We start from the raw sequence: 13,780 nt of genomic DNA on the forward strand, positions 1-13,780 counted from the left end.
ATGCTTGAACTGATCAATGTCAGCCTGGAGCGTCCTTTTGCCCTGGCGCCGTTCAGCGAGCGGGTACGGGCAGGTGAGCTTCTTGGGTTGATCGGCCCCAATGGCGCGGGCAAAAGCACGCTGTTGTCGTTGATATCCGGTTACCTGCAACCGGCGGGCGGGCAGGTCGAGTTGCTCGGTCGAGCGTTGCCCGCTTATTTGCCCGGGCAACTGGCGCGCCGGCGCGCGCTGGTGACGCAGCAGATGGACAGTGCTTTCGATTGGCGGGTCGAAGAATTCATTCGTCTCGGTCAGCAGCACCCTGGCGAGCCGTGCCCGGGCATTATCGATGCGCTGGATGTCCGTCACTTGCTTGGCCGGGGAGTGTTGTCGCTGTCTGGCGGCGAGCTGCAGCGGGTAACCATTGCCCGGGCCATGAACCAATTGGCAATCAGCCCGCTGACTGACGCCTGGGACGATGGTCGCGGCTGCCTGCTGTTGCTGGACGAACCCACCAGCGCCCTGGATATCGGCCAGCAGCAGAACCTCATGCGGGTGTTGCGCACGCTGACCCGTTCGCCGCGTATTGCCGTGGTCTGTGTGTTACACGACCTGAACCTGGCTGCGCGCTACTGCGACCGCCTTTGGCTGCTCGAAGGCGGCCGGCTTTGCGCCAGCGGCGCGCCGGCCCAGGTGCTCAGCGAGCAGCGCATTGCCCAGGTGTTTGGTGCGCAGGTACGGGTAACGACGGGTAAACAACACCAGGTGAGCATTGAGCTGGCGCCGTAAGTGGCGTCTAGCGCTGACTCAACGTAACCCAGTAGCGTGAGCGCCGCAGCACCTGCACGGACAATGACAGGGGCAGGGCGTCGAGCACCGCATCGGTGTCGGCCAGCGGATAAACGCCGGAGATACGCAACGCAGCGATCTCGTCGCTGCAGCGCAACAGGCCAGGCCGGTAGCGGCTGAGTTGCTCGACAAAGGCATCCAGGCGCATGTTGTCGGCCACCAGCAAGCCCTTGCTCCAGGCCGGTTCGGCCGAGGTGCCGGTGGCCGGTTCGATGCGGGTCGGGGTGAAGCGCGCGCGCTGCCCGGGAGCCAGGCGCAGGGGGTTGGCGGGTGATTGCCGCGCCTGCACCTCGACTGCACCGTCGAACAGCTCGACCTGCGTGGCTGGCTCTTGCAGCTCGACACTAAAACGCGTCCCCAATGCCCGTACCTGGCCATGTACGGTGTAAACGCTTAACGGGCGTTGATTGGCGTTCGAGGGGTGGCCACTGCGGATCAACAGGCGCCCGGCGAGCAGTTGCACGCGGCGCTGGCGGCTGTCGAACAGCACGGTGATTTCGGTACTTGCGTCGAGGGTCAATTGGCTGCCGTCTTCCAGCTCGATGTGTTGTGGGGCGCTGGCACCATTGCGGTAGGTCAGTTCCGGGCCCGGCTGCCAGACGTTGCGATAGGCCAGTTGCCCGGCGCAGCCGAACAGGCCGAGCACCGCCAGTGCCTTGAGCGCTTGCCGGCGACTGCGGCCCTGGCTGCCCCGGGAAAGGCTCTGGTAGCCGGCATGTGGCTCCAGCCCGGCCATGCGTCGACGCAGGGCCTCGATGTGCAGCCAGGCACGTTCGTTGTCCGGATGGGCGGCGCGCCACTGCTCAAGCGCCCGCTGCTGCTCGGGGCTGAGTGCGCCTTCCATGGTTTCGGTGAGCCACTGTGCGGCTTCGCGAGTAGTACGCGGGTTAAAGGGGGAGGGGGTCATGGCAGGTCAGCAAAAAAGCAATGCTGGTTGGCCCGCACCAGGTACAGCTTTACCGAGCGGCTGCTGACCTGCAGGCGTTCGGCGATTTCGGCGATCTTCAGGCCCTGCAGGTGCGACAGTAAGAAGGCTTCGCGGACCTTGGCCGGCAGGGCGTCGAGCATGCGATCGAGCAGGGTCAGAGCTTCAAGTGCCAGCACGCGGACTTCGGGTGACGGTTCAACTGCTTCAGGCAGGCTGGCCAGTGTTTCCAGGTACGCCTGCTCGACCAGGCGGCGGCGATAGACATTGGCCATCAGTCGCCGCGCCACGGTCGAGAGAAACGAGCGGGGTTCGCGGATCCTGAACAGGTCTTTGGAGCCGAGGATGCTCAGGAAGGTATCGTGGGCAATGTCGGCGGCATGTTCCGGGCAGCCGATACGATTGCGTAGCCATCGGTGCAGCCAATTGTGATGGTCGTTGTACAGGGTGCTCAGGCACGTATTCAGTCCAGGTGTAGCGGGGCGGGTGTCCATCGGGTGCGTGGCCGGCGTAAAGCGGAACGGACGCCCATTATAGCGAGAATGATTATCAATTGATAATTATTGTTATTGAGAAATGCTGGTCACCGGCTGGCCGTGAGCGGATTTGCCGGGCGGCCCAGCTGCCGCAGTGCCTGCTTGCACGCTTTCGTCGCAGACTACCTGGCTGATGGCTCTGGACAGTGAGCCTTTGAAGATCGGAGTGAGCTCGTTGTCGGCCTCGGCGTCCTGAAGGTCCTCCAGCGAAGCTCCCGAGCCCATGAAGCGTACTGTGCGTGCGCTGCAATCGAACTGGCGGGCACTGTAGCTGGTCCCGCTGATGCCGACACGCTGGGTGATTACAGTGCGCTGGGAAGGATCACCCGACACGCTCACGATCGAGTAGCGGGCGTCTTGATCGAAGGAGGTTTGCAGCACTGTAGCGCTGACGAGGGAACAGCAAAGTGCCAGGCAACAGCCAGAGATGAGTTTGATCAGCACGGGTACTTCCTTGCATTGGCGCTGTGATTTTGCAGGAGGTGCCAAGCGATAATGAATCGTATTAACGATGTGGCACGTTGCTAGCTTAGTGGGCAAGCTATTCCTAGACAACGGCCCACCCCCCATTGTTCATGAAATTTCCGACAATCGGGGTGGATTATTCATGCATGTTTTGACGGCCTGGTGACAATCGACGAAAAGCTGATAAATTTCAGCCGGTTGAAACAGTGGCCGGGTTTAGGGTCGCAAAAAGGAAACCACCATGATTTCACCAGAACGTCAGGCCATCGCCCTGCAGCGCTATGCCGAGGCTAATCCGCAGATGCGCGAAGAGATCGCCGGGCTCAGCGAGCACGAGCAGGCTCAGCAGGTCCTCTGGGCCTTCGAGGATGCCGCGCAGGAGCAGGGGGTCGAACCCTGGGAGCTGACCTTGCAACTGATTGCCGAGTCCGACGAGGAGCTTGCGGCCCTGCGCCTTGAGGTGCATCGCGAGGTTGCCGAGGCGCTGGGGATGGCGTGGGAAGAGTATTGCGAGTTCAACGAAATCGAACAGGATTCGTAACGCTGCAACTCGGATTTGTAGTGTTTTGACAAGATTTTATGCAGCCCAGGGTCTGGATCATCATGGCTTCAGCTGTGGCGTCCAGGCCAGGGGCTGCGTGTGTTGAGCGGCCTTGGGCAAGGTTTTTGCCGGGGTCTTTGAATTAAATGGACCGGCGTACTTTCTCGTCGTCCTGAACGGGGTGACTTCTGGTCTTTGAGCCACTAGAATGCTTGCCCTTGATTCTGGAGTCGGGTATCGCCGGCTAACGTCTGTGCAACGAGGAATATCCATGCAAGTTTCTGTTGAAAATACTTCTGCTCTCGAGCGCCGCATGACCATCGCCGTTCCGGCCGAGCGCGTCGAGACCGAAGTCAACAAGCGTCTGCAACAGACTGCCCGTCGCGCCAAGGTCCCAGGCTTCCGTCCTGGCAAAGTGCCGATGAGCGTGATCCGTCAGCGCTACGAAGACGCCGCCCGTCAGGAAGCCTTCGGCGACCTGGTCCAGGCTTCCTTCTACGAAGCTGTGGTCGAGCAGAAGCTGAACCCGGCTGGCGCCCCTGCCGTCGAGCCAAAATCGTTCGAAAAGGGCAAAGATCTCGAATACGTCGCCATTTTCGAAGTATTCCCTGAGTTCACCGTTGCCGGTTTCGGCTCGATCGCCGTCGAGCGCCTGAGCGCCGAAGTGGCTGACGCCGACCTGGACAACATGCTCGAAGTGCTGCGCAAGCAAAACGTGCGTTTCGAAGCCGCTGACCGCGCTGCCCAGAACGAAGACCAGCTGAACATCGATTTCGTCGGCAAGGTCGACGGTGAAGTGTTCGCTGGCGGTTCGGCCAAGGGCACCCAGCTGGTACTGGGTTCCGGCCGCATGATCCCGGGCTTCGAAGAAGGCCTGGTCGGCGCCAAGGCCGGTGAAGAGCGCGTTCTGAACCTGACCTTCCCCGAGGACTATCAGAACCTGGACCTGGCTGGCAAAGCCGCCGAGTTCACCGTTACCGTCAACAGCGTTGCCGAGCCAAAGCTGCCTGAGCTGACCGAAGAGTTCTTCGCCCAGTTCGGTATCAAGGAAGCAACCCTGGAAGGTTTCCGCACCGAAGTTCGCAAGAACATGGAGCGTGAACTGCGTCAGGCGATCAAGACCAAGGTCAAGAACCAGGTAATGGACGGCCTGCTGGCTGCCAACCCGATCGAAGTCCCGAAAGCCCTGCTGGAAAACGAAGTGAACCGCCTGCGCGTTCAAGCCGTTCAGCAGTTCGGTGGCAACATCAAGCCTGAGCAACTGCCGGCCGAGCTGTTCGAAGAGCAAGCCAAGCGCCGCGTCGTGCTGGGCCTGATCGTCGCCGAAGTGGTCAAGCAGAACGAACTGAAGCCGGACGAAGACCGCGTTCGCGAAATGATCCAGGAAATGGCTTCGGCTTACCAGGAGCCTGAGCAGGTCGTCGCTTGGTACTACAAGAACGACCAGCAACTGAACGAAGTCCGTTCGGTTGTGCTGGAAGAACAAGTTGTGGATACTGTTCTGCAGAAAGCGACTGTGACCGACAAATCGGTCTCGTACGAAGAAGCCGTAAAACCAGCCCAGGCACCTGCCGCCGCTGAGTAATACGCCAGCTTCGTAGGAAAACACCACAAGCCAGCCTTCGAGCTGGCTTGTGCGTATTCAAGACATGACTATTTGGGAGTGAGTGCAGGACATGTCCCGCAATTCTTATTATCAGCAGAGCTCTGACATCCAGGCCGCAGGCGGCCTGGTCCCGATGGTTATCGAGCAATCCGCTCGTGGCGAACGCGCCTATGACATCTACTCGCGCCTTCTGAAGGAGCGGGTGATCTTCCTGGTCGGCCCGGTAGAGGACTACATGGCCAACCTGGTAGCGGCGCAGATGCTGTTCCTTGAAGCGGAAAACCCGGACAAGGATATCCATCTCTACATCAACTCGCCGGGCGGTTCGGTGACTGCCGGCATGTCGATCTACGACACCATGCAGTTCATCAAGCCGGACGTCTCGACCATCTGCATCGGCCAGGCCTGCAGCATGGGCGCCTTCCTGCTGGCCGCAGGTGCCAAGGGCAAGCGTCACTGCCTGCCGAACTCGCGGGTGATGATTCACCAGCCACTGGGCGGTTTCCAGGGCCAGGCCACGGATATCGAGATCCACGCCAAGGAAATCCTCTCCATCAAGTCGCGTCTGAACGAGCTGCTGGCCTACCACACAGGTCAGGACCTGGAGACCATCAAGCGCGATACTGAGCGCGACAATTTCATGAGCGCCGAGCGCGCAGCCGAATACGGCCTGATCGACTCGGTCTACGACAAGCGGCAACTGGCCTCCTGAATCCGGGTGCCAGAGCAGGCGGGCGCGCATTGCGCCTACCTGCGGACTTGAAAAAGCCCGCAATTGCCTTCATCTTGTGTTGCAAGCCTACCGGATTGGATCGATCGAATGACTGACACCCGTAACGGCGAGGACAACGGCAAATTGCTCTATTGCTCCTTCTGCGGCAAAAGCCAGCACGAAGTGCGCAAGTTGATTGCCGGCCCCTCGGTATTTATCTGCGACGAGTGCGTCGACCTGTGCAACGACATCATCCGTGAGGAGGTGCAGGAAGCCCAGGCCGAGAGCAGCGCGCATAAACTGCCTTCGCCGAAAGAAATCAGCACCATCCTGGACCAGTACGTCATTGGTCAGGAGCGTGCGAAAAAGGTACTGGCGGTAGCGGTGTACAACCACTACAAGCGCCTGAATCAACGCGACAAGAAGAACGACGACGTCGAGCTCGGCAAGAGTAACATCCTGCTGATCGGTCCGACGGGCTCGGGTAAGACCCTGCTCGCCGAAACCCTCGCGCGTCTGTTGAATGTACCGTTCACCATCGCCGATGCCACCACCCTGACCGAAGCCGGTTACGTGGGAGAGGACGTCGAGAACATCATTCAAAAACTGCTGCAGAAGTGCGACTACGACGTGGAAAAGGCCCAGATGGGCATTGTCTACATCGACGAAATCGACAAGATCTCGCGCAAGTCGGACAACCCGTCCATCACCCGCGACGTTTCGGGCGAGGGCGTGCAGCAGGCGCTGCTCAAGCTGATCGAAGGCACGGTCGCTTCGGTACCGCCGCAAGGTGGCCGCAAGCACCCGCAGCAGGAATTCCTGCAGGTCGATACGCGTAACATCCTGTTTATCTGTGGCGGTGCGTTCTCGGGCCTCGAAAAGGTCATCCAGGCGCGTTCCACCCGCGGCGGCATCGGCTTTGGTGCCGAAGTACGCAGCAAGCAGGAAGGCAAGAAGGTTGGCGAGTCGCTGCGTGAAGTCGAGCCTGACGATCTGGTCAAGTTCGGTCTGATCCCGGAGTTCGTCGGTCGTCTGCCGGTTCTGGCGACCCTCGACGAGCTCGACGAAGCTGCCTTGATGCAGATTCTGACCGAGCCGAAGAACGCCCTGACCAAGCAGTATGCCAAGCTGTTCGAAATGGAAGGCGTGGACCTGGAGTTCCGCAGTGATGCGCTCAAATCCGTGGCCCGCAAGGCCCTGGAGCGCAAGACCGGGGCCCGTGGCCTGCGTTCGATCCTCGAAGGCATCCTGCTCGACACCATGTACGAGATTCCTTCGCAGAAGGATGTCAGCAAGGTGGTGATCGACGAGAGCGTCATCGATGGCTCTTCGCAGCCGCTGTTGATCTACGAGAACAGCGAGCCGCAAGCCAAGGCTGCACCCGACGTCTGAGTCGCCACGCGGCTCGATTCAAGCAAGGGGCCTTCGGGCCCCTTTGCTTTTCCTGTCGCAGAGCTTGTTTTTTTGCGGGCCTGCCCCCACATTAACTCCACGCTCAAAATCCATCGGTTTCCGGCCATAAGGCCGCTGTAGAGGCGAAATCATGAAGACCACCCTCGACTTGCCTCTCTTGCCATTGCGCGATGTCGTCGTCTATCCGCACATGGTCATCCCACTGTTCGTGGGGCGCGAGAAGTCCATCGAGGCCCTTGAGGCCGCGATGACGGGCGAGAAGCAGATTCTCCTGCTGGCCCAGAAGAACCCCGCTGACGACGATCCAGGCGAAGACGCCCTGTACCGCGTCGGTACCATTGCCACCGTCCTGCAACTGCTGAAACTGCCCGATGGCACCGTCAAGGTGCTGGTCGAAGGCGAACAGCGCGGTGCGGTCGAGCGTTTCAACGAAGTCGACGGCCACATTCGTGCCGAAGTTTCGCTGATCGACGAATCCCAGGCTGCCGAGCGCGAGTCTGAAGTCTTCGTCCGCAGCTTGCTGTCACAATTTGAACAATATGTTCAGCTGGGCAAGAAAGTCCCGGCTGAAGTCCTGTCGTCGCTCAACAGCATCGATGAGCCCGGGCGCCTGGTCGACACCATGGCAGCGCACATGGCGCTGAAGATCGAGCAGAAGCAGGAAATCCTCGAGATCCTCGACCTGTCGGCTCGTGTCGAACACGTGCTGGCGCTGCTGGATGCCGAAATCGACCTGCTGCAGGTCGAGAAGCGTATCCGTGGCCGGGTCAAGAAACAGATGGAGCGCAGCCAGCGCGAGTACTACCTGAATGAGCAGATGAAGGCCATTCAGAAAGAGCTCGGCGACAGCGAAGAAGGTCACAACGAAGTCGAGGAGCTGAAAAAGCGTCTCGACGCTGCCGGCCTGCCGAAGGACGCCTACGCCAAGGCCCAGGCCGAGCTGAACAAGCTCAAGCAGATGTCGCCGATGTCGGCCGAAGCCACTGTGGTGCGCTCGTACCTCGACTGGCTGGTGCAGGTGCCGTGGAAGGCGCAGAGCAAGGTGCGTCTGGACCTGGCCAAGGCCGAGGAAATTCTCGACGCCGACCATTACGGCCTGGAGGAGGTCAAGGAGCGCATCCTTGAGTACCTCGCAGTGCAAAAACGGGTGAAAAAGATCCGTGGTCCGGTACTGTGCCTGGTCGGGCCGCCTGGCGTGGGTAAAACCTCGCTGGCCGAGTCGATCGCCAGTGCCACCAACCGCAAGTTCGTACGCATGGCCCTCGGTGGCGTGCGCGACGAGGCCGAGATTCGCGGTCACCGCCGTACCTATATCGGTTCGATGCCCGGTCGTCTGATTCAGAAAATGACCAAGGTTGGCGTACGCAACCCGCTGTTCCTGCTCGACGAAATCGACAAGATGGGCAGCGACATGCGCGGCGATCCGGCCTCGGCGTTGCTGGAAGTGCTCGACCCCGAGCAGAACCACAACTTCAACGATCACTACCTGGAGGTCGACTACGACCTCTCGGACGTGATGTTCCTCTGCACCTCGAACTCGATGAACATCCCGCCAGCCTTGCTGGACCGGATGGAAGTCATCCGCCTGCCGGGTTACACCGAGGACGAGAAGATCAACATCGCGGTCAAGTACCTGTCGCCCAAGCAGATCAAGGCCAACGGCCTGAAAAAGGGCGAGCTGGAGATCGACGTCTCGGCGATCCGCGACATCATCCGCTACTACACCCGCGAAGCCGGCGTGCGGGGCCTGGAGCGCCAGATCGCGAAAATCTGCCGCAAGGTGGTCAAGGAGCACGCCGGCCTCAAGCAGGTGGCGGTGAAGGTTACTGGCGAGCAGCTCGAGCACTACCTGGGCGTGCGCAAGTACCGCTACGGCCTGGCCGAGCAGCAGGATCAGGTTGGCCAGGTCACCGGCCTTGCCTGGACCCAGGTGGGCGGCGAACTGCTGACCATCGAAGCCGCAGTGATTCCGGGCAAGGGTCAGCTGATCAAGACCGGCTCGCTCGGTGATGTCATGGTCGAGTCCATCACTGCCGCGCAAACCGTGGTGCGCAGCCGCGCCCGCAGCCTGGGGATTCCTGCCGACTTCCACGAGAAGCGCGATACCCACATCCACATGCCCGAAGGCGCCACGCCCAAGGATGGTCCAAGTGCCGGTATCGGCATGTGCACCGCCCTGGTTTCGGCCCTGACCCAGATCCCAGTGCGTGCCGATGTGGCCATGACCGGCGAGATCACCTTGCGTGGTCAGGTGCTGGCAATCGGTGGTTTGAAGGAAAAACTGCTGGCCGCTCACCGGGGTGGAATCAAGACGGTGATCATTCCGGAAGAGAATGTGCGTGATCTGAAGGAAATTCCTGAGAATATTAAGCAGGATCTGCAGATTAAACCGGTCAAATGGATTGACGAAGTCCTCCAAATTGCGCTGCAATACGCCCCGGAGCCCTTGCCCGATGTGGCTCCGGAGATTGTCGCCAAGGATGAAAAGCGCGACAGCGATTCCAAGGAAAGAATCAGCACACATTAGTACGTATTTGGCTGGGGGGCTTTCTTGACAGTATTTTCAGGCCCTTGTTATAAAGCGGCACTTAAGTGTCAACAGGCCACCCAGCGCTCGTTTAGCTTTTCATTACATACTTAGAAACAAACTCAATAGAGATATAAGGGGACTTAGAGTGAACAAGTCGGAACTGATTGACGCTATCGCCGCATCTGCTGATATTTCGAAAGCTGCCGCTGGCAAAGCGCTGGACGCAGTAATCGAATCCGTCACCGGCGCCCTGAAGGCAGGTGATTCCGTGGTACTGGTAGGTTTCGGTACCTTCTCGGTCACCGACCGTCCAGCTCGCACCGGCCGCAACCCGCAAACCGGCAAGACTCTGGAAATCCCTGCCGCCAAGAAGCCTGGCTTCAAGGCTGGCAAGGCTCTGAAAGAAGCCGTCAACTAAGTCGCTTCCTTCAGGCTCACGCCTAACCGAGCCGGGCTCACGCCTGGTCCGGCTGCCGAGCGCCGGGAGGCCTGATACCAGGTTCCCGGCGCTCGGCCAGTTACGAGAAGGCGCATCCTCGGATGCGCCTTTCTTCTATCAGGACTCTACCCACGCTCCACGGTTGGTTCATTCAGTACAACCGTTTCTGGGGGACGCATGCTGCAGAATATCAGGGACAATTCACAAGGTTGGATTGCCAAGACCATCATCGGTGTCATCGTAGCCTTGATGGCACTGACCGGCTTCGATGCCATCTTCCAGGCCACCACCCACAGCCAGGACGCTGCCAAGGTCAATGGCGACAAGATCAGCCAGAACGAGCTGAGCCAGGCCGTCGACATGCAACGTCGACAGCTGATGCAACAGCTGGGCAAGGATTTCGATCCGGCCATGCTCAACGAGCAAATGCTGCGTGAAGCCGCGCTCAAGGGCTTGATCGATCGCAAGTTGCTGCTTCAAGGCGCCGAAGACGCCAAGTTCGCTTTCTCCGAAGCTGCCCTCGACCAACTGATCCTGCAAACCCCTGAGTTCCAGGTGGACGGCAAGTTCAGCCCCGAGCGCTTCGATCAGGTCATTCGCCAGATGGGCTACGGCCGTCTGCAGTTCCGCGAAATGCTGGCTCAGGAAATGCTCATCGGCCAACTGCGCACCGGCCTTGCCGGCAGCGGTTTTGTTACCGACGACCAGGTCGACGCTTTCGCCCGTCTGGAAAAACAGACCCGTGATTTCGCTTCGCTGACCTTCAAGGCCGACCCGGCCGCGGTCAAGGTTACCGACGAGCAGATCAAGGCGCACTACGACGAACACGCCAAGGAGTTCATGAGCCCCGACCAGGTCGTCATCGACTACATCGAGCTGAAGAAATCCGCGTTCTTCGACCAGGTTGAAGTCAACCAGGACGAGCTCAAGGCGCTGTACGAGAAAGAAATCGCCAACCTGGCCGAGCAGCGGCATGCCGCGCACATTCTTGTTGAAATCAATGACAAGGTGAACGAGGGGCAGGCCAAGGCCAAGATCGAAGAAATCCAGGCGCGCCTGGCCAAGGGCGAAGACTTTGCCACTCTGGCCAAGGAGTTCTCCCAGGACCCGGGCTCGGCCAGCAATGGCGGTGATCTCGGTTATGCCGGCCAGGGCGTTTATGATCCGGCCTTCGAAGACGCACTGTATGCGCTGAACAAGGACCAGGTCTCGGGCCCGGTGCGTACCGAATACGGTTTCCACCTGATCAAGCTACTCGATGTGCAGGCGCCTGAAGTGCCAAGCTTCGACAGCCTGAAAGACAAGCTGACCCGTGAGCTGAAAACCCAGCAGGTCGAACAGCGCTTTGTCGAAGTGACCAAGCAGCTGGAAGACTCGGCCTTCGAAGCCTCCGACCTGGCCCAGCCGGCGCAGGAACTGGGCCTGAAGGTGCATACCTCGCCAGCGTTCGGTCGTGAAGGCGGTGAAGGCATCACTGCCAACCGCGCGGTGATCCAGGCGGCATTCAGCACTGAAGTGCTGGAAGAAGGCTCCAACAGCACGGCGATCGAGCTGGATCCGGAAACCATCGTGGTGCTGCGCGTCAAGGAACACCGCAAGCCTGAGCAACTGGGCCTTGAAGTGGTCTCCGAGAGCATCCGCAAGCACCTGGCCAAAGAGCAGGCGACTGCTGCCCTGAAGACCAAGGCCGATGCCCTGATCGCCGGTCTGCGCGATGGCAAGATTGCCTTGGCGGCCAGCCAGGACGGTCAGGCCTGGAAGGTTCAGGAGGCGGTATCGCGTAGCCAGGACGGTATCGACCCGGTCGAGCTGCAGGCACTGTTCCGTATGAGCAAGCCTGAAGCCAAGGACAAGCCGGTGTACGCCAGCGTCACCCTTAACGATGGTAGCCTGGTGGTACTGCGTCTGAACGGCGTCAACGAAGGCACAGCGGCCACTGAAGAAGAGAAAGCGAGCTACCGCCGCTTCCTCGCTTCGCGCGCCGGCCAGCAGGACTTCGCGGCATACCGCAAGCAGCTGGAAGCCAAAGCGGATATCACTCGCTACTGAGTGCTGGATGCTTGAAACAGAAAAGGCCGCTTATGCGGCCTTTTCTGTTTTCATCGCGGGGCAAGTCGGGTCGCCGCACCGCCGCTCCCGCCGGTTTGTAGGAGCGGGCTTGCCCCGCGAAGAGGCTACTGAACGGCAGCTGGCACCAGAAACGCCGCCTCCAGCAACTGCCGGGTATACGCATGCTGCGGGTCGGCAAAGATGTCCGCCGCCACCCCTTGCTCCACCACCTGGCCTTGCTTGACCACCATCAACTGGTGGCTGAGCGCCTTGACCACCGCCAGGTCGTGGCTGATGAACAGGTAGGTGAGGTTGTACTTGCTCTGCAATGAGCGCAACAGCTCGACCACCTGGCGCTGCACGGTGCGGTCCAGGGCCGAGGTCGGCTCATCGAGCAGGATAAGTGCCGGTTTGAGCACCAGTGCCCGGGCAATGGCGATGCGCTGGCGTTGGCCGCCAGAGAACTCGTGCGGGTAACGGTGCCGCGCCTGCGGATCAAGGCCGACCTCTTGCAGGGCGGCAATGATTGCCTGCTCCTGCTCGGCGGCGCTGCCCATGCGGTGGATGCGCAGGCCTTCACCGACGATGTCGCTGACGCACATGCGCGGGCTGAGGCTGCCGAACGGGTCCTGGAAAACCACCTGCATCTGCCGGCGCAGCGGGCGTACCTGCTGCTGGGTCAGGTGCTCAAGGCTCGTGCCCTGAAAGCGGATGCTGCCCTGGCTGCCCAGCAGGCGCAGGATCGCCAGCCCCAGGGTCGACTTGCCCGAACCGCTTTCGCCGACAATGCCCAGGGTCTGGCCCTGGGGCAGGTCGAAGTTGATGCCGTCCACCGCCTTGACGTAATCGACGGTGCGTCGCAACAGACCCTTCTTGATCGGGAACCACACGCGCAGGTTCTCGACCTGCAGCATCGGCGCGCCGGGCGGGTTGCCGGCCGGGCCGCCGCTGGGCTCGGCACCGAGGAGCATCTGCGTGTAGGGATGCTTGGGGTGGCGGAACAGTGCATCGCAGTCGGCTTGCTCGACGATCTGGCCCTTTTGCATCACGCAGACCCGGTGGGCAATGCGCTTGACCAGGTTGAGGTCGTGGCTGATCAGCAGCAGCGCCATGCCCAGGCGTGCCTGCAGGGACTTGAGCAACTCGAGGATCTTCAACTGCACGGTGACGTCCAGCGCCGTGGTCGGTTCGTCGGCGATCAGCAGGTCAGGCTCGTTGGCCAGGGCCATGGCAATCATCACACGCTGCCTCTGGCCGCCTGAGAGCTCGTGTGGCAGCGCTTTGAGGCGTTTGTGCGGCTCGGGTATGCCGACCATCGCCAACAGCTCCAGGGTGCGCTCGGTGGCCGCCTTGCCGCGCAGGCCCTTGTGCAGCAGGAGGATCTCGTTGATCTGCTTTTCGATGTTGTGCAGCGGGTTGAGCGAGGTCATCGGCTCCTGGAAAATCATCGCCACGCGGTTGCCGCGTATGCGCCGCATCTTTTTCTCGTCGAGGGTCAGCAGGTCTTGCCCTTCGAACAGGATGCTGCCGCTCGGGTGGCGGGCCAGCGGGTAGGGCAGCAGGCGCAGGATCGAGTGCGCCGTCACCGACTTGCCCGAACCGCTTTCACCGACCAGGGCCAGGGTTTCGCCGCGGCGGATGTCGAAGCTGACACCTTCGACCACCCGCTGGGATTGATCGCCGGTGACGAACTCGACGGCCAGGTCACGGACTTCGATCAAGGTTTGCTTGCTCAT

At 60.7% G+C, this 13,780-nt stretch carries 12 protein-coding genes; 8 read left to right on the top strand and 4 right to left on the bottom strand.

The window, feature by feature from the left end; translation table 11 throughout:
- The gene (locus ACZ9A3_RS05695) at positions 1–768 is read left to right on the top strand and encodes an ATP-binding cassette domain-containing protein (RefSeq protein WP_476252215.1); all 768 of its coding nucleotides are present in this window, start codon (positions 1–3) and stop codon (positions 766–768) included.
- 7 nt (positions 769–775) lie between these two features.
- Here ACZ9A3_RS05695 and ACZ9A3_RS05700 read toward each other — a convergent pair whose 3' ends face one another.
- The 3 genes from ACZ9A3_RS05700 to ACZ9A3_RS05710 all read right to left on the bottom strand — a co-directional run bounded on the left by ACZ9A3_RS05700 (position 776) and on the right by ACZ9A3_RS05710 (position 2,733).
- A complete protein-coding gene (locus ACZ9A3_RS05700) occupies positions 776–1,735 on the bottom strand; it encodes a FecR domain-containing protein (protein WP_476252216.1) in 960 nt (319 codons plus the stop codon).
- On the bottom strand, positions 1,732–2,247 hold the full coding sequence (locus ACZ9A3_RS05705) for a sigma-70 family RNA polymerase sigma factor (protein ID WP_258610185.1): 516 nt from the start codon (positions 2,245–2,247) through the stop codon (positions 1,732–1,734). The genes ACZ9A3_RS05700 and ACZ9A3_RS05705 overlap by 4 nt, the downstream gene beginning before the upstream one ends.
- A gap of 72 nt (positions 2,248–2,319) precedes the next feature.
- On the bottom strand, positions 2,320–2,733 hold the full coding sequence (locus ACZ9A3_RS05710; protein WP_052676584.1) for a hypothetical protein: 414 nt from the start codon (positions 2,731–2,733) through the stop codon (positions 2,320–2,322).
- 262 nt (positions 2,734–2,995) lie between these two features.
- Between ACZ9A3_RS05710 and ACZ9A3_RS05715 the strand changes: the two genes are divergently transcribed.
- The 7 genes from ACZ9A3_RS05715 (at position 2,996) to ACZ9A3_RS05745 (ending at position 12,044) form a co-directional block, all read left to right on the top strand.
- Positions 2,996–3,295 carry a DUF6388 family protein gene (locus tag ACZ9A3_RS05715; RefSeq protein ID WP_093385240.1) on the top strand — a complete coding sequence of 100 codons (300 nt, stop codon included), beginning with the start codon at positions 2,996–2,998 and terminating at the stop codon, positions 3,293–3,295.
- A gap of 271 nt (positions 3,296–3,566) precedes the next feature.
- Positions 3,567–4,880, top strand: a complete 1,314-nt coding sequence (tig, locus tag ACZ9A3_RS05720) for a trigger factor (RefSeq protein WP_476252217.1) — start codon at positions 3,567–3,569, stop codon at positions 4,878–4,880.
- A gap of 91 nt (positions 4,881–4,971) precedes the next feature.
- The gene (gene clpP, locus ACZ9A3_RS05725) at positions 4,972–5,613 is read left to right on the top strand and encodes an ATP-dependent Clp endopeptidase proteolytic subunit ClpP (protein WP_010224369.1); all 642 of its coding nucleotides are present in this window, start codon (positions 4,972–4,974) and stop codon (positions 5,611–5,613) included.
- 108 nt (positions 5,614–5,721) lie between these two features.
- Positions 5,722–7,005 carry an ATP-dependent Clp protease ATP-binding subunit ClpX gene (gene clpX, locus ACZ9A3_RS05730; protein WP_010224368.1) on the top strand — a complete coding sequence of 428 codons (1,284 nt, stop codon included), beginning with the start codon at positions 5,722–5,724 and terminating at the stop codon, positions 7,003–7,005.
- Between the two features lie 151 nt (positions 7,006–7,156).
- A complete protein-coding gene (lon, locus tag ACZ9A3_RS05735) occupies positions 7,157–9,553 on the top strand; it encodes an endopeptidase La (protein ID WP_045202125.1) in 2,397 nt (798 codons plus the stop codon).
- Between the two features lie 148 nt (positions 9,554–9,701).
- Positions 9,702–9,974, top strand: a complete 273-nt coding sequence (locus tag ACZ9A3_RS05740) for an HU family DNA-binding protein (RefSeq protein ID WP_045202124.1) — start codon at positions 9,702–9,704, stop codon at positions 9,972–9,974.
- A 198-nt stretch (positions 9,975–10,172) separates the two neighbouring features.
- Complete coding sequence (locus tag ACZ9A3_RS05745) at positions 10,173–12,044, top strand: SurA N-terminal domain-containing protein (protein WP_045202122.1); 1,872 nt, start codon at positions 10,173–10,175, stop codon at positions 12,042–12,044.
- A gap of 125 nt (positions 12,045–12,169) precedes the next feature.
- Here ACZ9A3_RS05745 and ACZ9A3_RS05750 read toward each other — a convergent pair whose 3' ends face one another.
- Positions 12,170–13,780, bottom strand: coding sequence for an ABC transporter ATP-binding protein (locus tag ACZ9A3_RS05750; RefSeq protein ID WP_093385235.1), 1,611 nt, complete (start codon positions 13,778–13,780; stop codon positions 12,170–12,172).

This window comes from Pseudomonas sp. TE4620, assembly GCF_056279045.1.